General features: G+C 38.5%; 28 protein-coding genes. 12 read left to right on the top strand and 16 right to left on the bottom strand.

Annotated features, from left to right (window positions below):
• Nucleotides 1–42: 42 nt before the first annotated feature.
• Both lpdA and DHU68_RS09080 read left to right on the top strand, forming a co-directional pair.
• The gene (gene lpdA, locus DHU68_RS09085; RefSeq protein ID WP_108822673.1) at nucleotides 43–1,395 is read left to right on the top strand and encodes a dihydrolipoyl dehydrogenase; all 1,353 of its coding nucleotides are present in this window, start codon (nucleotides 43–45) and stop codon (nucleotides 1,393–1,395) included.
• 121 nt (nucleotides 1,396–1,516) lie between these two features.
• Nucleotides 1,517–2,275 carry a creatininase family protein gene (locus DHU68_RS09080; protein WP_108822672.1) on the top strand — a complete coding sequence of 253 codons (759 nt, stop codon included), beginning with the start codon at nucleotides 1,517–1,519 and terminating at the stop codon, nucleotides 2,273–2,275.
• An 81-nt stretch (nucleotides 2,276–2,356) separates the two neighbouring features.
• Here DHU68_RS09080 and gap read toward each other — a convergent pair whose 3' ends face one another.
• From gap to DHU68_RS09065, 3 genes are all read right to left on the bottom strand, one after another.
• Complete coding sequence (gap, locus tag DHU68_RS09075) at nucleotides 2,357–3,361, bottom strand: type I glyceraldehyde-3-phosphate dehydrogenase (RefSeq protein WP_108822671.1); 1,005 nt, start codon at nucleotides 3,359–3,361, stop codon at nucleotides 2,357–2,359.
• Between the two features lie 283 nt (nucleotides 3,362–3,644).
• Nucleotides 3,645–4,625, bottom strand: a complete 981-nt coding sequence (gene rluF / locus DHU68_RS09070) for a 23S rRNA pseudouridine(2604) synthase RluF (RefSeq protein WP_108822670.1) — start codon at nucleotides 4,623–4,625, stop codon at nucleotides 3,645–3,647.
• Nucleotides 4,626–4,687: 62 nt separating this feature from the next.
• Entirely contained in the window at nucleotides 4,688–5,698 is a 1,011-nt protein-coding gene (locus DHU68_RS09065; protein ID WP_108822669.1) for an NAD(P)-dependent oxidoreductase, read from the bottom strand.
• 255 nt (nucleotides 5,699–5,953) lie between these two features.
• Between DHU68_RS09065 and rpmB the strand changes: the two genes are divergently transcribed.
• The 10 genes from rpmB to DHU68_RS09015 all read left to right on the top strand — a co-directional run bounded on the left by rpmB (nucleotide 5,954) and on the right by DHU68_RS09015 (nucleotide 12,491).
• A complete protein-coding gene (gene rpmB, locus DHU68_RS09060) occupies nucleotides 5,954–6,193 on the top strand; it encodes a 50S ribosomal protein L28 (protein ID WP_108822668.1) in 240 nt (79 codons plus the stop codon).
• A gap of 19 nt (nucleotides 6,194–6,212) precedes the next feature.
• Nucleotides 6,213–6,401: a 50S ribosomal protein L33 gene (rpmG, locus tag DHU68_RS09055; protein WP_108822667.1), complete on the top strand. Its 189-nt coding sequence runs from the start codon at nucleotides 6,213–6,215 to the stop codon at nucleotides 6,399–6,401.
• Between the two features lie 13 nt (nucleotides 6,402–6,414).
• Nucleotides 6,415–6,576, top strand: coding sequence for a DUF4295 domain-containing protein (locus DHU68_RS09050; protein WP_108822666.1), 162 nt, complete (start codon nucleotides 6,415–6,417; stop codon nucleotides 6,574–6,576).
• Nucleotides 6,577–6,699: 123 nt separating this feature from the next.
• Nucleotides 6,700–7,077 (top strand): hypothetical protein, encoded by a 378-nt coding sequence (locus DHU68_RS09045; protein WP_108822665.1) that lies wholly within the window; start codon nucleotides 6,700–6,702, stop codon nucleotides 7,075–7,077.
• Between the two features lie 42 nt (nucleotides 7,078–7,119).
• Nucleotides 7,120–7,497 (top strand): hypothetical protein, encoded by a 378-nt coding sequence (locus tag DHU68_RS09040; protein WP_108822664.1) that lies wholly within the window; start codon nucleotides 7,120–7,122, stop codon nucleotides 7,495–7,497.
• A gap of 143 nt (nucleotides 7,498–7,640) precedes the next feature.
• The gene (gene ftsY / locus DHU68_RS09035; RefSeq protein ID WP_108822663.1) at nucleotides 7,641–8,594 is read left to right on the top strand and encodes a signal recognition particle-docking protein FtsY; all 954 of its coding nucleotides are present in this window, start codon (nucleotides 7,641–7,643) and stop codon (nucleotides 8,592–8,594) included.
• Nucleotides 8,595–8,608: 14 nt separating this feature from the next.
• A complete protein-coding gene (locus DHU68_RS09030) occupies nucleotides 8,609–9,481 on the top strand; it encodes a ComEC/Rec2 family competence protein (RefSeq protein ID WP_108822662.1) in 873 nt (290 codons plus the stop codon).
• Nucleotides 9,482–9,516: 35 nt separating this feature from the next.
• Complete coding sequence (gene rimO / locus DHU68_RS09025) at nucleotides 9,517–10,815, top strand: 30S ribosomal protein S12 methylthiotransferase RimO (protein WP_108822661.1); 1,299 nt, start codon at nucleotides 9,517–9,519, stop codon at nucleotides 10,813–10,815.
• Nucleotides 10,816–10,831: 16 nt separating this feature from the next.
• Nucleotides 10,832–11,122, top strand: coding sequence for an HU family DNA-binding protein (locus tag DHU68_RS09020; RefSeq protein WP_108822660.1), 291 nt, complete (start codon nucleotides 10,832–10,834; stop codon nucleotides 11,120–11,122).
• Nucleotides 11,115–12,491, top strand: coding sequence for an HU family DNA-binding protein (locus tag DHU68_RS09015; RefSeq protein WP_108822659.1), 1,377 nt, complete (start codon nucleotides 11,115–11,117; stop codon nucleotides 12,489–12,491). The genes DHU68_RS09020 and DHU68_RS09015 overlap by 8 nt, the downstream gene beginning before the upstream one ends.
• A 68-nt stretch (nucleotides 12,492–12,559) precedes the next feature.
• On the opposite strand, the gene DHU68_RS09010 is transcribed toward DHU68_RS09015, so the two are convergent.
• From DHU68_RS09010 to DHU68_RS08950, 13 genes are all read right to left on the bottom strand, one after another.
• Complete coding sequence (locus tag DHU68_RS09010; protein ID WP_108822658.1) at nucleotides 12,560–13,360, bottom strand: hypothetical protein; 801 nt, start codon at nucleotides 13,358–13,360, stop codon at nucleotides 12,560–12,562.
• A gap of 98 nt (nucleotides 13,361–13,458) precedes the next feature.
• Nucleotides 13,459–14,268, bottom strand: a complete 810-nt coding sequence (locus tag DHU68_RS09005) for a phosphorylcholine transferase LicD (protein ID WP_108822657.1) — start codon at nucleotides 14,266–14,268, stop codon at nucleotides 13,459–13,461.
• On the bottom strand, nucleotides 14,265–15,269 hold the full coding sequence (locus DHU68_RS09000; RefSeq protein ID WP_108822656.1) for a glycosyltransferase: 1,005 nt from the start codon (nucleotides 15,267–15,269) through the stop codon (nucleotides 14,265–14,267). The genes DHU68_RS09005 and DHU68_RS09000 overlap by 4 nt, the downstream gene beginning before the upstream one ends.
• Nucleotides 15,270–15,276: 7 nt before the next feature.
• Nucleotides 15,277–16,152, bottom strand: a complete 876-nt coding sequence (locus tag DHU68_RS08995; protein WP_108822655.1) for an alpha-1,2-fucosyltransferase — start codon at nucleotides 16,150–16,152, stop codon at nucleotides 15,277–15,279.
• 53 nt (nucleotides 16,153–16,205) lie between these two features.
• A complete protein-coding gene (locus tag DHU68_RS08990) occupies nucleotides 16,206–17,654 on the bottom strand; it encodes a lipopolysaccharide biosynthesis protein (protein ID WP_108822654.1) in 1,449 nt (482 codons plus the stop codon).
• Nucleotides 17,655–17,660: 6 nt separating this feature from the next.
• Nucleotides 17,661–18,332, bottom strand: a complete 672-nt coding sequence (locus DHU68_RS08985; protein WP_108822653.1) for an FkbM family methyltransferase — start codon at nucleotides 18,330–18,332, stop codon at nucleotides 17,661–17,663.
• Nucleotides 18,333–18,436: 104 nt separating this feature from the next.
• Complete coding sequence (locus DHU68_RS08980; RefSeq protein WP_108822652.1) at nucleotides 18,437–20,059, bottom strand: sulfatase-like hydrolase/transferase; 1,623 nt, start codon at nucleotides 20,057–20,059, stop codon at nucleotides 18,437–18,439.
• Between the two features lie 69 nt (nucleotides 20,060–20,128).
• Nucleotides 20,129–20,902 (bottom strand): tryptophan synthase subunit alpha, encoded by a 774-nt coding sequence (gene trpA, locus DHU68_RS08975; RefSeq protein ID WP_108822651.1) that lies wholly within the window; start codon nucleotides 20,900–20,902, stop codon nucleotides 20,129–20,131.
• Nucleotides 20,889–21,548, bottom strand: a complete 660-nt coding sequence (locus DHU68_RS08970) for a phosphoribosylanthranilate isomerase (protein WP_108822650.1) — start codon at nucleotides 21,546–21,548, stop codon at nucleotides 20,889–20,891. Before DHU68_RS08970 ends, trpA begins: the two co-directional genes overlap by 14 nt.
• Nucleotides 21,545–22,330: an indole-3-glycerol phosphate synthase TrpC gene (gene trpC, locus DHU68_RS08965; protein ID WP_108822649.1), complete on the bottom strand. Its 786-nt coding sequence runs from the start codon at nucleotides 22,328–22,330 to the stop codon at nucleotides 21,545–21,547. The genes DHU68_RS08970 and trpC overlap by 4 nt, the downstream gene beginning before the upstream one ends.
• A 6-nt stretch (nucleotides 22,331–22,336) precedes the next feature.
• Entirely contained in the window at nucleotides 22,337–23,515 is a 1,179-nt protein-coding gene (locus tag DHU68_RS08960) for an MFS transporter (RefSeq protein ID WP_108822648.1), read from the bottom strand.
• On the bottom strand, nucleotides 23,512–24,090 hold the full coding sequence (locus DHU68_RS08955) for an NAD(P)H-dependent oxidoreductase (protein ID WP_108822647.1): 579 nt from the start codon (nucleotides 24,088–24,090) through the stop codon (nucleotides 23,512–23,514). Before DHU68_RS08955 ends, DHU68_RS08960 begins: the two co-directional genes overlap by 4 nt.
• Nucleotides 24,087–25,136, bottom strand: coding sequence for a hypothetical protein (locus DHU68_RS08950; protein WP_108822646.1), 1,050 nt, complete (start codon nucleotides 25,134–25,136; stop codon nucleotides 24,087–24,089). Before DHU68_RS08950 ends, DHU68_RS08955 begins: the two co-directional genes overlap by 4 nt.
• Nucleotides 25,137–25,168: the final 32 nt, after the last annotated feature.

Genomic DNA, 25,168 nt, shown 5'->3' with positions numbered 1-25,168 from the left:
AGGCTAAATTTTAAATTAATAAATACCAAAAAACACAAAGATATGACGTTGTACGATGTTGCAATTATCGGTGGTGGACCTGCCGGATACACAGCAGGTGAAAGAGCTGCTGCAAAAGGTCTGAAGACAATTCTTTTCGAAAAAAATGCCTTGGGTGGAGTTTGCCTCAATGAAGGGTGTATTCCTACAAAGACTCTTCTCTATTCAGCGAAAACGTATGATAATATTAAATCGAGCCAAAAATATGGTGTAACCGTTGAGGGAGCAGCATCTTTCGATTTGCCTAAAATGATTGCCCGTAAGCAAAAGACAGTGCGTAAGCTAGTTGCAGGTATTAAACAAAAGCTTGCCGCTCATGATGTAACAGTAGTGAACGGAGAAGCTATAATAGATGGCGAAGATGGCGAAAAAAATATCCTGATCACATGCAACGGTGAAACCATTACTGCGGCAAAGGTGATTCTGTGTACCGGATCCGAAACTATTATTCCTCCTATAAAAGGATTGGCAGAGAGTGGTTATTGGACTTCGAAAGAAGCTTTGGATAATAAGGAATTGCCCGAATCTTTGGCTGTAATAGGCGGGGGAGTGATTGGAGTGGAGTTTGCCTCATTTTTCAATAGCTTAGGAGTGAAAGTGAGCGTTATAGAAATGCTTCCCGAAATTCTAGGGGCAATGGATAAGGAACTTTCTGCTGTGCTGCGTGCCGACTATACAAAGAAAGGAGTAGAATTCTATTTGAATACAAAAGTTATAGAAATAAAGGATGGTCAGGTCGTTGTAGAAAAAGATGGTGAACAATCTGTTATTGAAGCTTCTCAAATTCTGTTAAGTACAGGTCGTCGTCCGGTTACAAAAGATCTGAATCTGGAAGAACTGGGGGTTGAGTCATTCCGCAATGGAGTGAAAATAAATGAGCATATGCTGACTACACATCCTAATATATATGCGTGTGGCGATATTACCGGCTACTCGTTGTTGGCACATACAGCTATCCGCGAAGCTGAAGTAGCTGTAAATAACATTACGGGAGTAGAGGATAGGATGAATTATAATGCTATTCCTGCCGTAGTGTATACAAATCCGGAAATTGCAGGTGTAGGAGCAGTAGAAGAAGACCTTACGGAGAAAGGAATCGAATATAAGGTAATGAAACTACCGATGGCTTTCTCTGGACGCTTTGTTGCCGAAAATGAGTTGGGTAATGGTATGTTTAAGTTGATTGTCAATAAAGATGATAAAATTATTGGCTGCCATATATTGGGTAATCCAGCATCGGAATTGATCGTTATTGCAGGTATTGCTATCGAGAAGGGATATACAGTCGATGAATTTAAGAAGATCGTATTTCCTCATCCTACTGTAGCAGAGATTATTCACGAAGCTTTGTACTGAAAAAATAAAAGATAATATTCAGAAAGCTGTTGTTTAAAGAACGACAGCTTTTTTATTTATAGAGGAGCAAAGAACTTAGCATAAATCGTATCTTTGAGAATAACATGAAATAAAATTAAATATGAACCCAAACTTAGATCTTTCTAAAGCAAAATATCACGATATAGTTAACGAAAACTACGACTATGCAGTCCTACCTTGGGGAGCGACAGAGCCACATAACTATCATCTGCCCTATATGACCGATTGCTATTTGGCATATCATATTAGTATAGATGCTGTAGAGAAAGCTTTTAGCGATAACGAAATAAAGGGAATGGTATTGCCTTATGTACCATTTGGAGCGCAGAACCCAGGACAGTTAGATTATCCTTTCTGTTTGCACACTAGTTATCAGACTCAGTTCTCTATTCTCAGAGATATTGTGGCATCACTCGATAGACAAGGCATCAATAAGCTTTTTATAGTAAACGGGCACGGCGGTAATAGCTTCAAAAGTATGATTCGTGATTTGGCTGTCGATTATCCCGATTTTATAATAATCCTCATAGATTGGTTTGCAGTAGAGCCGCAAGAACCGTATTTTGATATAAAAGATGATCATGCAGGGGAACAGGAAACTTCTGTGCTGATGTATTATCGTCCCGATTTGGTTGATTTGTCGGTGGCAGGAGAGGGAAAACGAATTCCTTTCAAGTCTGCATCTCTTAACGCAGGTGTTGGATGGACTCCTCGCAATTGGAAACGAGTTTCACCCGATACGGGAACTGCCAATCCGAAAAAATCCTCAGCCGAAAAAGGCGAGCGTTATGCAAAGGCTGTTGTAGCTAAAATTGCAAAATTATTTGCAGAGGTGGTGAAAGATGGGATATATCAGTAAGGAAATATTCAATTGATTTTATAAATAAAAAAAGGACTGCAAATTTTGCAGTCCTTTTCTATTATGATAAATCTTTATAGATTATCCGTTGATTTTAGCCATTGTAGCGATTAGCTCAAGAACTTTGTTTGAGTAACCCCACTCGTTGTCATACCAGCTAACAACTTTTACGAAAGTTGGGCTTAGTTGGATACCAGCTTTAGCATCGAAGATAGAAGTACGAGCATCACCAATGAAGTCAGCAGATACTACTTCGTCTTCTGTATATCCAAGGATTCCTTTCATTGAACCTTCTGAAGCTTCTTTCATAGCAGCACAGATTTCTGCATAAGTAGTTTCTTTTGCAAGACGAACTGTTAAGTCTACTACTGATACGTCAAGAGTTGGAACGCGGAATGCCATACCTGTAAGTTTTCCGTTCAATTCAGGGATAACTTTACCTACAGCTTTAGCTGCACCTGTAGAAGAAGGGATGATGTTACCTGCAGCAGCACGTCCCCCTCTCCAGTCTTTTACTGAAGGTCCGTCAACTGTTTTTTGAGTAGCAGTTGTAGCGTGTACTGTAGTCATTAGTCCTTCTAGGATACCGAATTTATCGTTCAATACTTTAGCGATAGGAGCAAGACAGTTAGTAGTACAAGATGCATTAGAAACGAATTGAGTTCCTTTTACATATTTGTCAGTGTTAACACCAGTAACGAACATAGGAGTGTCGTCTTTTGAAGGAGCTGACATTACTACATATTTAGCACCAGCTGTGATGTGAGCACCAGCTTTTTCTTTATCTAAGAAAAGACCAGTAGATTCTACTACATACTCAGCACCTACTGCATCCCATTTAAGGTCAGCTGGGTTTCTTTCAGCAGTAACACGGATAGCGTTTCCGTTAACAACTAGCTTGCCGTCTTTAACTTCTACTGTTCCGTCGAATCTTCCGTGGATAGTATCGTATTTAAGCATATAAGCCATGTATTCAACGTCGATAAGGTCGTTGATACCTACAACTTGAATGTCATTTCTGCCTTGTGCAGCACGGAAAACAAGACGACCAATACGTCCAAATCCGTTAATACCTACTTTAATCATTTTGTTTTAATTTTTATAGTTAAAAAATCGAGTATTTCAGTTGTTTTTGTTTGCAGTGCAAAGGTATAAAATATGTTGTAAAACATTGCCTCTGAAAAGCAGTACAAAAATAATAAAAATATTTTATAAAAAGTCCATCTATTGACTTATTTTAAGATCGATAAAAGCTATTTCTAGCTTGATAATCACCTTTTTGGTTGTTTTGTAACCTCGAGTTGGCTTTTTAGGGATTTTAGTTAAAATTTAAATCTCTTGTTGGTGATTATAGTCATTCGTATATCTCTTAGCCCCGTCTGCTGGTTCCTCTACTTCCTCTGCGAGGTTGAGATGATTTGCTGTTACTGGTCTTGTTAGAATTGTTTCTGTTACCTACAGCTTTGTTATTTGCAGGGCGACCTTCTTTTTCCGCTTCATTAAACGTGGTTCTTTTGGAAGAAGTATTGCTTGTTGGTCGGGATTTACCTACTCTTTCCGAAGTTCCTTTTGTTTCGCCGAATGGAGTTTTTTTGTATGAGAAAGTTCCTGACGGCTGAGGTTTCTTTTTTCTTCTAGATGCCTCCTCTGTCTTTACAGATTGTGCTGTGCTTTTGCGAAGTAGGTTTACTTCATCTTCTCTGAGGTGACGCCATTTTCCAGGTTTCAAATTTCCCAGATGAATATGCATTATGCGTATGCGTTCCAGCCTTATCACTTTGTATCCAAGCGATTCGCACATTCGTCTGATTTGCCTGTTCAGACCTTGTCGCAATGTTATGCTAAATGTATGAGTAGCTGTTTTTGTAATCTCACATTTACGGGTAACTATACCGAGAATAGAGACTCCACTTTCCATTTTTTTGATGAAGTCTTCGGTAATCATTCTGTCAACAGTTACCGAGTATTCTTTGTCGTGGTTATTGTTCACACGCAGCATTTTGTTGACCATATCTCCCTCGTTGGTAAGGATTATAAGCCCTTCGGAGTCTTTGTCTAGTCGCCCAATCGGGAATATTCGCTCTTCGAACCCAATAGCACTTATTATATTATCAGAATCATTGATGTCCGTAGTTGTAACTATTCCAAAAGGCTTGTTGTAAGCGATGAAAATAGGTTTGTTATTGTTGACTATTACTTCGCCGTGAATTCGCACTTCTTGCCCTTCCGAAACAGTGCTGCCTATTTTCGCTCTTTTTCCGCCGATTGTTACAGCACCTTGTTCTATTAGTCTGTCGGCCTCGCGACGTGAACAGTAACCACTGTCGCTAATATATTTATTGATACGCATTTTGCTTAATACTAGTATATATGTAATTGTATTGGATGAATATTCTCTGAAGAAGGGGGTGGTTATAACCACCCGTTTTTATAATACCATTCTATCGACTCCTTAAGTCCTTTTTGTAAATTGTATTTAGCAGAAAAACCTAAGTCGTTGATAAGGGGAGTGATGTCGCATTCCCAATTGCGCTGTTTCATTATTTTATATTTGTCTCTGTTCAGAGTAGAAGGCTTTTTGGTAAGTTTAGAAATGTCTTCTGCTATAATAGAAACAATTTTGAGTATCCAAAGTGGAACTTTAAGGCTGATGACTCGCTTCTTGCCAATCGCTTCTTTTACGAGTTGGGTGTACTCTTTGTCAGTATACACATCTCCATCGGCTACAAAGTATGCGCGATTTTTTATTTCACTTTCCAATCCGAGGAAGGCTGCATCTACCAGATCTTTTACATATATAAAAGTCAGGTGTTGCGGTTTAAATCCAGCTCCTACATCAAGTCCCGATTTCACCGTTTTCACCATAAGGAAATAATCTTTCTCGCGAGGACCATATACTCCTGTCGGGCGTAGTATTATATAAGGGAAATTAGGCTTTCCTTGCAGGTATTGCTCGGCTTTTAGTTTGCTGATGCCGTAAGCCGTATTGGGATTTGGTGTGTCTGTTAACTTTATCGGAGTATAATTTTTTTCATCTCCTGTACCGAAAGCACTAAGGCTACTCATTAATACAAATTTTTCCGGAATAGACCCCGCCTCAGTCAGAGCATCTATGAAGTTTGCAGTATATTCAAAATTAACCTTGTCAAAATCTTTCGGGTCAAGACATTTTGTTACCCCTGCATTATGAATAATATAATTGAATTTCCCATGCTGAGAGCTGAATTCGTTGAGCTGTACAGTTAGTTGCTCTTTATTGCCAAATTGAAGGTCGATAAATCGGATACGACTATCCTGCAGGTATTCGCGACTACTGCTTTTGCGAATGCCGGCCCAGACTTCATATCCTTTCTCTAATGCCTTTTCGACAAGGAAACTGCCTATAAATCCACTTGCTCCCGTGATGAGGATCTTCTTATTCATAGCGCAAAGATAAGAATAATTTGTCTGCCGATAATCGCAGCACAACGTTAGTTGTATAAATAAATTTTAATAAATATAAATTGAATTAAAATGCCCTATGTTTTGTTTGTCGTGGAGCTAATCTTTTAACTTGATAAAGAGAAAAATAAAAACTTTAACTTTGTAAATATTTGTAGGTTTAAAAAATATAACTAAATTTGCAACCCGATTTTGCACGCTAAAATAGAAAAATAAACATAATAAAATACGATAGCAATGTCCAAGATTTGTCAAATTACAGGAAAAAAAGCTATGGTTGGCAATAATGTTTCTCACTCTAACAGAAAAACTAAGAGAACATTCAATGTCAATCTTTTCAGAAAAAAATTCTACTGGGTAGAAGAAGATTGTTGGATTAGCCTAAATATTTCAGCTGCCGGGCTTCGTACAATCAATAAAATAGGGTTGGATGCTGCTTTGAAAAAAGCTGCTGAAGCAGGTTATTTGAACGCTTAAAAAATAGGAGGACCAGAAAATGGCTAAGAAAGCAAAAGGAAACAGAGTCCAAGTGATCTTGGAGTGCACAGAGCACAAAGAAAGTGGTATGCCAGGAACGTCTCGCTATATCACAACGAAGAATAGAAAGAATACGACAGAAAGACTTGAGTTGAAAAAATACAACCCAGTTCTTAGAAAAATGACTGTACACAAAGAAATTAAGTAAAACGAGATAAACCATGGCAAAGAAAGCAGTAGCAGGTTATCGCGATGCATCATCAAAAGATGGTCGTAACTATGCAAAAGTTATAAAAGTGGAGAAGTCACCTAAAACAGGTGCTTATACATTTAAGGAAGAAATGGTTCCTAATGAATCTGTAAAAGATTATTTCAAAAAATAATCTATAAGATATAAGATATAAAAGCCTCCTTCGTAGAAATTCGAAGGAGGCTTTTTTATTTGGTTTTGTTTATTTATATTTACTGAAATTTATAGAAAACAATAACTTAACACAGAATCACAGATGAAAAAACTGCTGTTGGCGCTAATGGGCCTTGTGTTGATTTTTTCTCTCTCTAATTGTTCGAAGAGCAGTAAATATCAAATTGTAATAGATGAGCTTAATGAGCAGCTTCCGGCAGATTATCCGGGTGGGGTGCGCATCGAAAAAGCGGAGTTGGATGGTGATGTGTTCAAGTATTACTACTCCTTGTCGTCAGATATGGAGGTGTCTTCCGAAGAATTCGTGTCTAATTTTAGGGATAATGTTGTTTCGATGGTGGTGAATCAATCTGATCTGAGGATCTTTAGAGATGATGGAATGACGATCGCTTTCGTTTTTCAGAATAAAGATGGAAGTGTTTTTGCTGAAATAAAAGTTACCCCTGAAGATTACGGATAAATTGTAACGAAGTATTATTAATCCCAAATGTAAAAAAAAAGAATGAAGAAAATACTTTTCTGTCTTGTTGCTTTAGTTGTAGCTTTTACGGCTCCGGGTTGTTCTGGCGGAAGTAAATATAAAGAGCGAGTTGAGGAATTGAATAAAGAGTTGCCGAAAGGTAATGGTAATATCCGTCTTGATAAAATGTCGGTAGAAGACAATGCTTTTAAGTGTTATTATACGATACTGGTCGATATGTCACAACCACCAACCGAGGAGGAAATGAGCGGGGCGAAAATGGTGCTGGTAGAAACAGTGAAAAGAGATGATTCGTTCAAAGTTTTCAGAGATGATAAGTTGGATTTTTATTTCGTTTATTCGAAAAAAGACGGAAGTAAGATCTGGGAGGTGAAGTTGACTTCCGAAGATTATCTGTGATAAAGATATTTAAAGAGGAAACGTCTTGCTTTGCAGGGCGTTTTTTTGTGCTTTTTTGGATGTGTATAGGTTGAAATTCACTATCTTTGAATATTGTAAATTCGAATCACTGTGTAAAGTAGATTCCAAATATATAAGTACTTATGGGATTGTTTGATTTCTTTTCGAAACAGAAAAAAGAAACACTTGATAAAGGGTTGGAAAAGACCAAAGAATCAATGTTTTCTAAGTTGTCACGTGTTGTAGCCGGAAAATCGAAAGTAGATGATGATGTACTGGATGATTTAGAAGAAGTTTTGATAACATCGGATGTTGGGGTGAATACTACTCTTAAGATCATTCAACGTATCGAAAAACGTGTGGCTAAAGATAAATACATCAATGCGGATGAACTGAATTCAATTCTTCGCGATGAGATAGCCAGTCTGTTGACAGAAAACAATACAGTAGATGCTGAAGATTTCTCACTACCCGAAGATTATAAGCCTTATGTAATAATGGTTGTTGGAGTGAATGGGGTAGGAAAAACAACGACAATAGGTAAATTAGCAAATCAATTCAAAAAAGCAGGGAAATCAGTTTACTTGGGTGCAGCCGATACTTTCCGTGCTGCAGCTGTAGAGCAGTTAGTGATTTGGGGCGAACGAGTGGGCGTTCCTGTTATTAAGCAAGCGATGGGCTCGGATCCTGCATCAGTGGCTTTTGATACCTTAAGTTCAGCTAAAGCAAATAATGCAGATGTTGTAATTATTGATACAGCGGGTCGTTTGCACAATAAGATTGGATTGATGAACGAGCTTTCGAAGATTAAGAAAGTAATGGATAAAATTGTTCCGAATGCACCGCACGAAGTACTGTTGGTTTTAGATGGGTCTACCGGACAGAATGCATTTGAGCAAGCTACTCAGTTTACAGCTGCTACAGACGTTACTGCACTGGCTATTACCAAACTGGATGGAACTGCAAAAGGTGGAGTTGTAATAGGAATTTCCGATCAGTTTAAAATTCCTGTAAAATATATCGGTTTAGGAGAAGGAATTGACGACCTACAAGTCTTTAGACGTAAGGAATTCGTTGATAGTTTATTCGGAAAATAGTAATTACCATAACTATGAAAAAAATTAGCTTACTTCTTGTTTTTGTTTTGGCTTGTCTGCCAAATCTGCTTGTTGCTCAATCAGGGTTTACACTATGGCAAGTGCCATCGCAAGTTAATACAATTGGTAACTCGTATGTGTTTCAGACTGACAAGGGACGTGTTGTTGTGATGGATGGAGGAGTGAAAGAAGAAACTCTTTTTCTGAGAGGATTTCTTGCTGCTTTAGGAAACGAAGTAGAAGCATGGATTGTATCACATCCGCATGGAGATCATATCGGTGCTTTGACGCAAATATTGAAAGAGCCTAAAGAATTGAAAATAAATAAAATATATCACTCTCGTTTTTCTGAAGATTTGCTTCGATGCGAAGAAACCTCAGATAAAGATGCCTTTGAATTCTATGAAGCTTTGGACGCTTCTGGTATCGAGGTAGTGAACTTAACAGAGCCCGGATTGACTGAGAAAATTGACGGCTTAAACTTCAAAATGCTAGGAGTAACAAACGAAGAAATAAGAACCAACCCATACAATAACTCTAGTATGGTTATTCGTGTTTGGGACAATAAAAAATCAATTGTATTCCTCGGTGATGCCGGAATCGAATGTGGTGACAAAGTATTGAATGGTCCGTATAGAAAGGATTTAGATTGCGATTACCTACAAGTTTCGCATCATGGACAAAGAGGATGCAGTGAAAGGTTTTATAAAACAATAAAATTTAAGGCTTGCTTGTGGCCAACTCCGACATGGGTTTGGAATAACGACCAGGGAAAAGGTACAAATACAGGGAATTTGGAGACATTCGAGACTCGTCGCTGGATGGACGAAATAGGTATAAAAGAGCATCATGTATCATGTTTGGAAGGCCTGTTTAAACTCGATTAATATACAAACATTTAGAAAAAATATTTAAGCGCAGTATGCGAAAAAACAGAATAGATGTCATTACGCTCGGATGTTCAAAGAACTTAGTAGATTCGGAACTGTTGATGAAACAGCTCTTGGCGAATGGCTATACAGTAAAACACGATCCCGATATATCGGAAGGTGAAATCGTAGTAATTAATACATGCGGATTTATTGGCGATGCTAAGGAAGAATCTATCAACATGATTCTGGAATTTGCCGAAGCTAAGAAAGAACGCAAAATAAATAAACTCTTTGTAATGGGATGCCTTACCGAAAGGTATATGGAAGAGTTGAAACAAGAAATACCCGAAGTAGATAAATTTTATGGGAAATTTGGATGGAAAGCATTGATTGCTGATCTGGGCAAATCTTATAATCAAGATTTAGCATTAGAGCGATCTATTACCACTCCACAGCATTATGCTTATCTGAAAATTTCGGAAGGGTGTAACCGTACTTGTTCATACTGTTCTATCCCTATTATGACAGGAAAGCATCAGTCACGCCCTATCGAGGAGATTGAGGAAGAAGTGAGAGGTCTTGTAGCAACCGGAGTGAAAGAATTTCAGGTAATTGCACAAGACTTGTCTTTCTATGGATTAGATCGTTATAAACAAGCCAAGCTTCCTGAACTGATAGAGCGTATAGCCAAGATAGAAGGAGTGGAGTGGATACGTTTGCATTATGCTTATCCGGCTAACTTCCCGTACGATCTGTTGCGGGTAATGCGTGAGAACGATAATGTATGTAAATACCTGGATATTGCATTACAACATATCAGCGATAATATGCTGAAAAAGATGCGCCGCAATATAACAAAAGAGGAAACGTACGACCTGATGAGAAAGATCAGAGAAGAAGTGCCCGGTATTCATCTCAGAACAACATTAATGGTAGGACATCCTGGCGAAACGCATAAAGACTTTGAAGAACTGATTGATTTTGTAAAAGAAGTTCGTTTCGAACGAATGGGAGCTTTCCCTTATTCTCACGAAGATGGAACTTATGCTTACGCTCACTATAAAGATGAAATTGCAGATGATGTAAAACAAGAGCGCATGGATCTGTTGATGGCCTTGCAGGAACGTATAGCATTGGAAAGCAATGAGGATAAAATAGGCAAAACGCTGAGGATTATTATAGATCGTGAAGATGGAGATTATTATATCGGACGTACCGAGTACGATTCTCCGGAAGTTGACCCGGAAGTCCTGATCAGAAAAGAAAAGGGACTTACTATTGGTGAATTCTACAATGTAGAAATTACAGGCGCTATGCCTTTCGATCTGTATGGAAAAGTAGTTTATTAATCTTAATTGTATCGTAATGACAAATCAGGAATTAATAGCCGCGTTGGCAAAACGCTTAGAATGGACTCAAAAACAGACTGCCGAAGTATTGGAAACAACAGTTTCTATCATCAATAGCAATCTGGAGGATCATAATTCTATTAATATACAAGGGTTTGGTTTGTTCGAAACAAAAAAGAAAAATGAACGTATATCGGTCAATCCGGTATCTAAACAACGCTTTCTTATACCACCAAAGATTACATTGACATTCCGTCCGGGACAGACTATTAAAGATAACCTTAAAAAACTGGAAGTAAATGAATGAGAGACTAACGCTGCAAGACTTGGTTGATATACTGGCACAAAAACAGGATATGACCAAAAAGGATGCCGAGGTCTTTTTACGGGAGCTGATTGCCGTTATATCAGAGACTATCGAGCAGAACGATCCGGTCAAGATAAAAGACTTTGGAACCTTCAAACTTGTAAAAGTAAATGCCCGCAAGAGTGTGGATGTAAATACCGGCGAAGCAATCGAAATTCCAGCCCATTATAAGCTCAGTTTTGTTCCAGATAAATCATTGAAAGAAGCAGTTAACCATCCATTTGCACACTTCGAGAGTGTTGTGCTGGAGGAAGGTCTCTCTTTCGAGAATGTGGAGACTGTGGAAACCAATGATGAAGGAGAAGAGGTTGAAGAAGCAGATGACTACAAAGAGGATGAAATTATTTCTGAGTCAATAGCTGTAAAAACAGAAATTGAAACAACTCTGGAGGACTCTTACTCTGCTACTATAGATGCGAAAAAAGAACTAAAGATAGTTGAAGAGATAAGCCCTGTTGATGACGAATCAGATGTGATAGCAGAAGATGTAGTAAGCCCTGAAGATATTGTTTCGTCTACGGTTCAGAGTGATGAAGCGACTAATATTATAGAATCACCTCAACCTGAAGTAATAGAACAATCGTCAGTTACAGAGGGTGTCGTAGAAGAGCTTGAAAATAACCTTATTCGAGAAGAAGAGAAAAACCAAGAAGAGGTTATCGAATCAGAAGAGACGGTAGTTGTTGATGAAACAAGTACGCAAAACGAGAAATATACACCTTCTGAAACTACCGAAACAGAATCGGAAAAAATGTTCGAGAGCCATAAGAGAAAAACAATCCGCAGACGGTTTATTTCTCTAGCTTTCATTCTTCTTCTTATTGTTGGTGCATTTGCTTTAGGTGGACTGTATTTTCAGGAAATAATGAATTGCTTCTCTGATAATATGCAGAGAGATAGAATTGATAAAACTACAGCGACTATAAAGCAAGAAAAGGTAGAAAAAACACCGAAAGTAGCAGTCCCAGATACAACTGCTATCGCTACTAATAAGATGGACTCAACGGCTGCTGCAATCCCAGAAAAGCAGGAAGAAGTAGAGGTGAAACCTGCTGTAATTATAAAAGATACGATAAAATCGGGTAGCACACTTCGAATGATGTCTTTGAAACATTTTGGTCATAAATCATTCTGGCCATACATCTACGAAGAAAATAAGGATATAATAAAGAACCCAAATAATGTGCCTTTGGGTACAGAGCTTATTATTCCTTCGGTAGAGAAGTATGGAATTGACGCCAAAGATCAAGAGTCTATAAAAAAGGCTAAGGAGATGGAAAGCAAATTGATCAGAGAGTTTAATCTATAATACTCTAATATATAAAAATGCTAGTATTCTCAAATACTAGCATTTTTTGTTTGTGCGTATTTAGTTGGTCAATTAATCATTACTGTTAGAACACCCTCAGCCTTGGTTATTTTAGGTTGTAGTATATCCTTATAGTCATCAGTAAAATCGAGAACTAAGTAGACATAGTTTGGAGCTACTGATGTTTTTTGTCTGTTTGCACCAAACTCTAATCTGTATTTATATTCTTGTTCGTTGTAATTGAAGATAAAGTATCTGCCACTTTTCTCCGCTATTATTTCGAAATTCCCCTCAGAATTTTCTTCTACATTCTCAAAATCAGGATAATAAATCAGATTTCCTTTATCTTCAGATGTATAAGTCATTGCAAAGCTACTTTTTATCGGTACTAATTTGTCTACAATTTCTTTTTTTATTTTATCTATTGCTGTCTGGTTTTCTTCCGCTTCTTCCTCGGTTTCTATAAGGGTAAAATGTTCAGCAACAGTAAAGGTTACTTCTTTGTTGTTGACAATTACTTCAAATCTGGCTGTTCTGTTTTTGCTGTCCGTTAAGGTGATAATTGTACTCCCTTTTTGATGACCTGTTATTTCAAAAAGAATATCATTATTTTCGAAACCTTCAACAATGCAATCGCGATAAGCTTTAACTGTAGCTATATCTTCATTATCCGATTTTGCAAAATACTCACCATCGACATTGGCTTGGGCTAAAATAGTAGTTGTTTCAAAGGAGGCTATGGATACAGAGGTCATTTCTTCGCCATTTCTAGTTATTTTGAGTTTTCCATCTTCCTCATCATTATCACACGATACAAAGGCTAAACTTAAAGCTGCCATAAATAAAAAATAAAAGTGAAGCTTTTTCATGTTATTAGTTTTAGGTAAATATTATATATAGGGATTATATATAATATGATGAAAATAAAGAAGTGAAAGTTGCATTGACTAGAAAAATCTTCGAGAAGCTAATCTAAATATTCCACTTTCATAAAGTGGGTAGCACGCTTTTCTTTTGGCGGAATAGTCATATAGTCTCCATATTGTTTTGTCAGGTAAGTATCGACATCCTTTGGCGCGGAGAATTCTTTTCCTTCGAATGTGATTTTACTTACGGGAAACATATACGATGCATTGTGATTGGTAGAATTACCTATTCCGTAACTATGCAGAATATTATCAGGCTTAGTTATTGCACAAATAGCTCTGGCTATCCACATCAGCAATATGCCTATAGGATAGAGTAGGAGCGAAATACTGTATTCGTAGAAATAGCGTAACGAATGAAATGGTCTGCCTCTCTTCAGCCTTCTGAATGCTCTCCCGTAGAAGAAGTCGACACAATTCTTCAATCCACGATAGCTTCTTTCTTCCGAGAAAATATCAATAAAAATACCCTTCTCTCTGTAACTTGCCATATCTTCCTCTTCGGAATGGATGATGGAATTTCGGTCTCTCACCTTAGAGAATAACAGGCGATAGCTTTTTTCTTTAGGTATTTGCAGATAAAGATTTGACGGCAACTCTTTTGGTAATATTTTAAGTAATTTCTGATAGTCCGGGCGTAACAATTCGATATCAATATCATCGTCCCAAGGGATAAAGCCTCCATGCCGTACAGCGCCTAACAATGTGCCGCCACTTATCCAGTATTGTAAATTATGTTTGTCGCATATACTGGTAACAATGGTCAGTATATCCAACATTTTTAGTTGAAGAGTTCGCAGTTCCGATCCGTCAGGATTGTATATCTCGCGTAAATTTTCTCTCTCAGTCATCGTTTTTTTCTTAAAAACAGAATTAATTTAAACAGCTTGATAAGTATCGACGGCTTGAATGATCTGAAAGAAGGGGTAAGTATTTTTCCATATTTTTTTTGCGACAGGCAAAGGACAATCCAACGAGCCCAAAGGAATGCAATAAAATCGGACTGATTGTAAATACTTTTTATTTTGTTCTGCTCCGATAGCTTCAAGAACCAAGCAGAGACTTCTGTAAATGAATCGGTATTAATATCCAGTTTGTTCCCTAGGTGATAGAGATTGAACGTAAGCTTGTGCCAATAAAGTTCTTCCGTGCTGGGTGTAATATCCAGTCTGGCTAATTCCTGTTCTATAATTGTATCTTTCAATGCATCTTGCGTCTTACTGTTCAGTACAGACACATTGCTGTCGTGCCAGCGATAGAGAAGAAGAAATTTGCCGATATTGGCAAATTTCCCTTGATGGGCTATTCTGCACCACAATTCGTAATCTTCTACATGCTTGTAATCTTCATCGTATCTATTCCTTTCAAGTACCTCTTTGCGTATTATGGTGCTTGGATGGATAAATGGAGGAGAAAACAACAAGTTGATTTGTAACAAATTGTTGGATGTCAGATTGCATATCTTACCCGTTCTGTTTCCATCATTGTCAATTACCAATGCATCGGTTCCGCACATTAGGTATTCGGGGTGCTGTTCCATAAAGTCAACCTGAAACTGAAGCCTGCGAGGGTGTGCTATATCATCAGCATCCATGCGTGCAATATATTTTCCGCCACAGTAATCAATTCCTCTGTTCAGCGTCTTGATAAGCCCCAGATTAACATCGTTCTTTATATAATAAATGCGTTCGTCTTGGTATCGGCTCAGCATCGACATGATGTCGTCGGTAGAGCCATCATCCACGAGGATTAGTTCCCAGTCTTGGAAAGTTTGCAGCAAAATGCTTTCCAGAGCTTCCGCAAGGTATTGGGTAGCATTGTAAACCGGCATTAATACTGAAACCTTAGGCATAATCTGTTTATATTTTAATCCATCCTTTTGGATAGAAATCGTCTAATAATTGATTCTTTTCTTCACTTTGAAACCACTTTGACGGGGCAATTACGATTTTGTTTTCATCCTTGTTGAGCCATGCAGCCCACCAGCTAAAACTACTGTTTGCAATGATGTTGTGCTTGCACAGGCTCATTAGTTGCATATCTATATAGCTGTCTTTTCCTTTGTTCCAATCGATGTATGTCACCGTAGAATTACCGAAGTTAAGATTTTCTTTAATCCATTCAAAGTCTTCTGAGAATATATAAAATTCGGGTTGAGCGACTTTTCCTGAGATATAATTTATCGCTGACTCGTAATACTCCTTGTCGCAAGTAACAAAGTTTGTCGCAGCTCCTTGGTTTGTCAGATAATCACCTCTGCGTATATGGATAGCGACAGCATTCGTTTGGTTAATTTTTTCAGCTAAGTCTTTATTCTTGCCATTCAGTGGAGAGCGAAAAGCAAAGTCTTTACGAAGCTCATTCGCTATGTTTATGAAATATTTCTCGTTCTGAAAGTTTCCCTGCATGGTAATATTTCCCTTCAGTTTTTCGAATGAAGGCTGATATAGCATGGCATAAGTATCGGTAAAGAAACCAATCAGGGAGAAAAATGCCCTGTGCCTCTGGATATAGGGATGAAGCTTGTTAATCAATTTTCCGCTAAGGGTATTCCTTTTTTCTATTTCCAAAGTGAATACATCCAATTCGAAAGAGCGAGGGGTTGCCTTAGTCTTTTTGTTGAAAGTATATAGGTCTGCAATCAGGGGTGTGTTTAGTCGGGTAGCAAGAGCTTTCGCTGCTGCATACTGAAACATTTGGTTGCCTAAACCTCCTGATAATGCGATTGTAACCATATACGCTTTTTAGAATAAAAACAAAGTTATCAAATAATGAGAAAAGGTCAGCATTAATCCAGTTTTTTGCCTCTCATAATTGTCAATAAATCATCTAATACCTTCGAACCTAATGCCTTTGCAAGAACGAAATAAATGACAGATCCCGGTAAGGCTTGCAAGATAAGACGGACAAAGTGATTCTCGATAAGCTCTACTGAGAGGAAATAAAATGGGAGAAAAGAAACGCAAGCAAGGAATATATAAGGAAATACATCTTTTAGTACATCGAAGATGCGATAGTTCACCATTCGCCCGACAATATAATATTCCCCCACAAAAGTAAGGATAGCCATAATGCTTACTCCCCAAAGCATATATCCTATACCAAACTGGCTGGTGACGATAAGGACAAGAATAGTTATCAGGTTACGTGTAAATTCCATGCTCAACAGCAAGCCTGATTTGCCGATAGCTTGCAGTAGTGACGTCAGTGCATAAAGTAGCGGAAGCACAGATGTGCCCACTGCAACTATGCGTAGCATAGGAATCACTCCTGCCCATTTTTCTTGCAGCAAGGCAAGTACAATCGAGTCTGCAGCAATAAAAGTAAATACTGCCAGAGGGAAGCAGACGAAACTTATCACCCTTACAATCTTTCGAAAGACTTTGAGCCTTTTTTCGGTTTCGTCTTCCAGATTACTCAACAGAGGCAATATGACACTTGATAAACTGCTTGCTATTACCGATTGAGGAATTTCTCCAAATTTGTTAGCATAAGAATAGTTTCCCGCATCACCAAAGAGGAATCTTTTCCCCATTATAACAGAAGTAAGGTTTTTAGATATTTGCCCGAAAATGGAGTTAAATAAAAGTTTTACACTATACCCATACATAGCTTTGAGCCTATCCATCATAAAAGCTGTTTTAGGACGCCATTTGACGAATATCCATAATAGCGAAGAACGGAGGAAAGCTTGCAACACTTGCTGTACAGCCAAACTCCAAACTCCATAACCAAGGTATGCCATAACTGTTGCCACAGATCCCGAAACAAAGGATGCAGCCAGTGATATACGCGCATTTGTCTTAAAGTCCATCTTCTTGATGAGATGCACATTCTGAATGATGCCAAACGCATTGAATACAAATGCCAAGAATAGAAAACGGGATAGATCGGTGAGGATTGACTCGTTGTTGTAAAACTTAGCAATCCATGGAGCCGCAAAAAACAGTATAAGATAGCAGGCTATACTGATACTTATATTGAAATAAAAGATGGTAGAGAAATCAGCCTCATCGGCATCTTTTTTTCGGATTAGCGCTGACGAGAAGCCGCTCTCTTGCAATATATTGGCTATTGCCATAAAGATGGCGAGGACAGCCACCAGCCCTACTTCGTCTTTGGATAAGAATATAGCCAGAATGAAAAGAAAGACAAACTGCAACACCTGCTGTCCGCCTTTGTCAATAAAGCTCCAGATAAGAGACGATACCGTCTTTTCTTTCAGCGACTTATCCATTCTTTCTTATTGTTTCATTTTCCAGTTTTCCCATATAAAAGGATACTGGAAGCTGAGTTCATGTGTCTCCGCCAGTTTCTTCTGAATTTTCTCCATTCTTGCCACAGCATCGGGGAAGAAGTTGTGAAACTGAATCATGATCTCTTTGGTACGGTTTATATAAGGGCTTTCTATAAACTTATCTAGCAACTCGTATTCACTACCTTCTATATTTATTTTTATCAGATCTATTTTTTCAATTTTATTCTCATCGAGCCAATCGACTATATTTACAATCTTGATTTCGACAGCATCTTTACTAACCTTGCGGTATATAGAACTCGAAAACTGATTTACTGATATTGTTTCGGTGCTCGTATGTCCTCCCAAGCCAATATCAAATATTTTGATCTTAGGGTTTTTCTCGAAGCGCTCTTTCATCAAATCTACAAAATGAGGAACCGGCTCAAATATATTGATCAGACAGCTGTATCGTGCATAGATCTCCGCTGCAAAGTCTCCATGAAACCCGCCTACATCCATAACAAACGAATCTTCGTTGAGATCGTGTACCGGGATCAGGCGTTGATCTCCATTATCGGCACGCCATTTTTTGATGGCCTTATCCTGCTCGGTAGGGAAATAATGTTGTCTTATATAGATAGTTGTTTTCTTAAGGAGTGCGGCAATTTTTTTCACTATACTTAGGGTTTGATCAAAAACTTTTTTGTTAACTACAAAAGTATAAAATGTTTGCCAAGGTTGTTTAACAAAAGCAAAATAATCAATAAACTAAGAGGCGTCTATTGTCCCGAAAATTGGAAGTCTTCGTAAAGATAAGGGTTCTTATCTACATGAAATATGTATCTGCTATCCTCCAACGGTTTTCGAATTGCTTGATCTGTTATAGAATATCCCATCATCTCGGAGAGAATATATATAGAGCTGGAACTATTTATCAAAGTTGTTTCGGGAACCATATAATGTTGGAATATAGAATCAGTCTTTAGAGGACTATTATTGATTGTAACCATTGGAATATCGAATAATCCTCGTTCAAAAACCATGACACCATGTCCGCCGTTTTCGACCAACTCAGCATGATCGGAGAAGTAATAAAGAACAGACGAAGAATCTTGTTTTACGATCTGATACAAATCTCTCATCAGTCTGTCTGTATGATGGATGGTTCGGTCATATTCTGTCGTGATATGTTTTTCTCCCGGTAGAGCAGGTAAGGCCTTTGCATCTACCTCGTCATATCTCTCGTTGTAAGGGACATGGCTTCCCAGAAGATGAATGATAAAAAATTGTTTTTTATTTGGCTTGTAAGCCTCTTTTACATACGATAAGAGCTTAAAGTCTTCCTTTACAAAATCTTTTTCGTAGTACGATTCCTTTGCTTTTGCCGAAACAAAACCAATATAGCTGTCGCTTTCGCCCACACGGTCTTGATTCGATATCCATACTGTTTCGTAACCCGCCATATTAGCCAGATCGACGATGTTGTAATTCTCGAAAAAAGGTTTGGCTTCCAAAGGAGTGGCAAAGGATAAGATAATACGCATGGCATCGCGGGTGATCGATGCAGGAGCATACGCATCATAAATACGGAGTGGGGTAGGTTCTACAACAGCCAGACTGTCGAAAAAAGGAGTAGTCTTTTTTTCATATCCGTAGAGAGACATTCTGTGTCGTCCGGCACTTTCGCCAATAACGAAGAATAGCTTTTGAGGGCTTTCTTTTTCGGGGTCGAAGCTAATACCTTCGGGTAAGCTTTTCTCCAGTTGAAGGAATTTTCTCATTTCGTGCATTTCGTGCTGATAGGCTACAAATGTAGATATATCACCATAAACGAGCGGAAAATTAGATGCCACTACCGAATGAACACCGATAACTGGATAATTGGCTACAAAATCCTCGTACCCGAGTGCTTTAATTTTCCAATACGATATAGCAGGCATTGCTACTACCCAATAACCAACAAGCAGTATAAGTGATACTCTCCTTGACAGAAAGCCTTCTTTCAACTCTCGTTGCGACATTAGTATAAGGAATAGGCTGATTGCCAGAATGCCTATAATAGTTAGTATGGTTTCGGATAGAACACCGAAAGCCTCGGTGCCGTTCGTTTCCAATATAGAAGCCATTGTCCCAATAGATGCCTGATTGGAATAGACAAAAGCAAAGTAGGCATCGAATGAAATAAACACAGCCAGAATAACGGACAGCCATGCCGAATATTTCGTTTTGGCTAAAATATTCAGAATAAGTATGAATGACAAAGCGTTGATAAGGGCAGGCTTACTGACTATGTACAAAGCTAGAATAGAGATTGTACAAAAGTAAGCAAGACAGAGTATAGTGAATTTATACTTCCATACCAATTTGCCCAATCGCTTGATAAGTTCCGTTATTTTTGCCATCCAGTCTTTCGAGAGTTGTGTTATACCGCTGCGAAGATACTACTAAAATCGTAAAAATGTACGCTCCTTTTAGTTACTTAAGCTTTCTTTCAGAGCTTTTACTGCATTTCCGATTCCTGCACTTTCTTTTAGTAAAGTAATGAATTTACTTCCTATGATGGCTCCGTTTGCATTTGCCTGAGCAGCTTCTAAGGTGGCTTTATTCGATATCCCGAAACCTATAAGGCGAGGATTGCGCAGGTTCATACCGTTGATGCGGCGGAAATATTCTTGTTTCTTCTCATCGAAACTTTTTTGCGCTCCGGTGGTAGAAGCAGAGGAGACCATATAAATAAAACCATCGGTATGTTCGTCTATCAATCTGATGCGTTCGTCCGAAGTTTCGGGGGTAATCAGCATCACCACTTTGATGTCGTACTTGTCGGCAATGGGTTTGTATTCGTTGATATAGTCATTGAACGGCAGATCGGGAATGATAGCACCATCAACACCTACTTCCTTGCAACTTTTGCAGAAGTTGTCGAAGCCATATTGCATAATAGGGTTGAGGTAACCCATCATGATAAGAGGTATGCTTACATCTTGACGAATATCTTTCAATTGTTCAAAAAGTAGTTTGAGCGTCATTCCATTGTTGAGGGCAATAGTACCACTGTCTTGGATTGTAGGTCCGTCGGCCATAGGGTCGGAAAAAGGAATGCCAATCTCTATTAGGTCTATTCCGTTGGCTTCCAGTTCGCGAATTACATTGCAGGTATCATTCAGGTTTGGAAAACCGGCGGTGAAATATATAGAAAGAATATCTTTTTGCTTCTTTTCGAATAGTTGCTTAATTCTGTTCATCTTTCAGTGTTTTTATAAATTGTTGTAATAGTTGTATGTTTTTTAATCCCGGAGCTGTCTCAAACTTGCTGTTGAGATCAATCCCGTAAAATAGAGGATGTTTTATTCTTTTAATGGCTTCAGCATCATCTGCCGAAATACCACCACTCAAGAAAAAGGGTGTATTGCCTTTGTAAGCATCCAGAATACTCCAATCAAATTTTTGCCCCGAACCTCCATGTTGCGGTGTTTTGGTATCAAAAAGAAAAAAATCAACAAGACCTTCATAGTCTTTTGCCTGATCAAAGTCGCTTGCAACAGATACGTTAAAAGCTTTTATCAGCTCTGTGTTGGGGTGTAAATCTCTCATGAGGTCGCAGTCAAGCTCGCTTTCGCTTCCATGCAGCTGTATGGCGTCAAGTTTCATGTGCTTGATACAGAAAGAAATGTGCATAGGATCATCATTTACAAATACTCCTACTTTCTTGATGTGAGAAGGAATTTCGAACAAAGCTTCTTTCTTTGCCTCAACGCTAATATCCTTGTCTTCCCCGAAAAAATATCGAACAGATTTAGGGTATAATATCAGTCCCATATAATCTATCGGTAATTTTTTCAATTCATTTATATTATCGGGAAATTTCATCCCGCAAACTTTGATTTTCATCGCAATTGATTTATAAAGTCCTCTAATGCTTGCCCCGGATTGCTTGTTTTCATAAAGTTTTCTCCCATAAGGAAACCTCTGTAGCCAACTTGTTGCAGGTCGATAACGGTTTGAGGTTGAGAAATTCCACTTTCCGAAATCTTTACAAACTCGGAAGGAATCTTATCAGCCAAGTCGAACGAAACCTGTATATCGGTAACGAATGTTCCCAGATTGCGGTTGTTCACACCTACTACATCGACATATTGGTTGATGTGATCCAATTCTGGCTCGTTATGTATCTCTAGCAATACATCCAATTGCAGTTGTTTTGCCTTTTGTGCCAATGCTTTGGTTTCTTCAACAGTAAGAGCCGAAGCAATAAGCAATATAGCACTTGCCCCATACCATGCAGCCTGATAAAGTTGAAATTCATCTACCACAAAATCTTTTCTAAGTAGAGGTGTATTGGTCAAACTACGGGCATTTTTAAGGTCTTCCAGATTACCTCCAAAGAAATCCATATCGGTAAGTACAGAGATGGCACTTGCTCCATTCTGCGAATAAAGAGGTACAACGTCTTCTATCTTCGCGTCCTTAAATATCCAGTCGCGAGAAGGAGAACGCCTTTTGAACTCAGCAATAATCCCTGTAGAAGAATTGGCTAATGCCTCTTTGAATGATTTAGGCTGAACGCTCGAATCGGCAATAAAACGCATCATATCATCGATGCTGTATTGCTTCTTTTGTTGCTCTACCTCAATTTTTTTATTTGCAATAATTTTATCTAAAATGTTAGCCATAGCTATTTATCTTTTATCTATTCTGAATATTTTAATAATGGACGCAAGTGCAACGATACAGATTCCAAACAAGCCAATCAGTGCATACGAATATCTGAGGTTTGTAACACTGGAAATATAACCAATAATAGGAGGTCCTAATAAGAACCCAAGGAAACTGACACTCGATACGATAGTCAAAGCAATACTGATTGGAATCTTAGTGCGTTGTCCGGCAACACTATATATGGTAGGAACAATGCCTGCCGTACCAAATCCTATGATCATAAAGGCGATGATTGTAGTAATAAGATAAGGTAAGGCCACTGCCATGAATAGTCCCACTGTGATAAGCGTACCTCCTGCTTGTAATACGCGTTGACGTCCCCATTTCTGAGTTGCCTTGTCTATCAGGAATCGTCCCGAAGCCATTGTCACCATGTAAGCGGCTAAGCCTAAAGGTGCGATATTGTTGGCTGCTCCTACAACATCTATCAAATACAATCCGCTCCAGTCTGCCATTGCTCCCTCGGCTGCCATTCCACAAAAGGCTACGATACCCAGCAGAAACAAGAATGTTTCGGGTTTGTTTCTCTTTTTGGAGGCAATATCGGCAGGATCCTTTACTTTTTTAGGGTCGGGTTGCAGGTAAGGCTTGTTTATAATAAGGGTGATCAGCACTAATACTCCCACAACACTGAAATGCAGAAGCGGATTAATATGTAGTGTTGACATCAGTAGACCTATAGCTGCCCCTATTAATCCGGCAAGGCTCCACCCTCCGTGAAACGATGCCATGATAGGTTTGTCGTACATGTTTTCTACCGTTACCGATTGCGTATTGATGGAAATATTGCAAAAGTTGCTAAAGAATCCGAACACAATAAGACTCATTATCAAAGCATATTCGCTTGCCGAAACGCCGACTAATAGAAGAGCCAGCACATAGGCAACAAGTGCAACAGGGAAGATTCTATTACTTCCTATCTTGGATATTACCAGTCCCGAGATCGTCATACCGCATATCTGCCCTATGGGAATCATCAAAAGGATTGTTCCCCATGCAGCATCACCCAGCCCTAGCGAAGTCTTTATATCCGGGATACGGCTTGCCCAGCTGGAAAAACATATTCCTGTGCAACAGTAAAGACTGAAAATAGCCAGTCTGATACGTTCTCTCGATACACTGTTTGTATTCAAATTCATTTTGTTTTTTTAGCGATATCTTCTACTTTATCTAACCATTGTTTTCTCTTTTCGGGTGTCGATTGTTTTATGACAGCGAGATAGGTCGTTCGTATATTTTTTATTCCACAGAATGCTCCAATATTTTTACGGATCATTTTTCCGCCTACATCTTTCACTATCCATTTGTAATACCATACGGGCGAATCCATAGTGCTGATGATTTCGGATGTTTTTCCTTTCAATAGTTTTTTAGGGAAAGGAGATGTCTCCTGATATTCGAAAGTAAATCCCGGTAGGAATAAACGCTCGATAAAACCTTTCATCAAGGCTGGAGGAGCAGCCCACCATGTAGGGTATATCCAGACTATATGTTCGGCCCATTGCAATTTTTGCCAAGCATCTAACAAATCAGGTTCCAGTTCTGTTCGTTTTCGGTAGCCATGTTGTAGAATAGGATTGAACTCCATATCGGGCAGAATAATTTCTTTTATCTCATTTCCTGCTTCCAGCGAACCTTTCTTATAGCTTTGGTGTAAGCCAAAACAAAAGCTTTCTTTGTCGGGGTGTCCATTGATGATGAGTACCTTTTTCATTCCTTTCTTTGTCTTATCAAGTGGTTATTAATTATAACGTAGTTTCCCATATTGATGACATCAAAATATACCTGAATAAGCCCATAAGAATTTTTGTTTTCTTTGAAGCGTTCTTTGAAAAGCACACTGGTTTTCCCTACTTTCATATCAAGGTATAGATCGCCTTCCCATTCGGAATAATTCAACATACCCCCACTCAAATAACCAGCAGACCGTGCACGGTTGTATCTGTTTCGTTTTTTATACTTGATAGTTATGTTGCTATAATTATTTAAGAATCTGTTCAGGGATTCTCTTTCCTTATACAAGTGCTTTACAGGTTGTTCTTTATATCTGTAGTCGGACATATACCAAGTATCTCCTATGTGTAAGAAGGCAAATTCATTCACCTTATCTCCGCCTATATATTCATATGTTACTACATCAGCTTTGTCGTATGCGGCAATCTTCTGATTTTTTGTAGATGCTATTTTTTCTATTGGTTGTATCTGAAATAGAGTTGTATCTCCATTGATGGGCCAGTTGCTGTACACTCCACTGATTATAGGTTCAGGGACAGTCTCAATTTTTATATCCTGTTCTTCGGTCGTATCATCTGATGTTATCAGGGGAGGAGTGAAAACAGTGTACTGCATCAGTGATGTGCCATAAAATTTGAGATCGGGATTATAATAATGCCCGATGATTTCTCCATCAGTATTAATCCTTAAGAAATTGGCGCCAAATTTTTCGGCAAGGATAAGCGTATTGTCTGGCAAAATGTAGTATAAAGAAAAATCTGCGACCAAAGGAATTACTTCGTAATCATCAGTGCTACTTAATTCGTATAGGTCGGGATATGATTTATATTCTTCGGGTAGTATTTCTTTTGCAAGCCTAGCATTCTCTTTTTCTTCAAATCTTTTTTCAGCATTTCCACTTACCTGATCGAAAATATATGCGACTGCTGCAATAAAGAGTACAGCTGTAACACCGAATATAATCAGAAATTTCTTCAAACATCCGGCTTTAGGATTTGGGTTTACAGATGAAGTGTTGTTTTGCATAATGCTTAACTTTATGAATTCAATGTCAGAAA

Source organism: Dysgonomonas sp. Marseille-P4361 (assembly GCF_900343125.1).
Lineage (GTDB): Bacteria > Bacteroidota > Bacteroidia > Bacteroidales > Dysgonomonadaceae > Dysgonomonas.
This window is presented reverse-complemented; position numbering and strand designations above follow the sequence as displayed.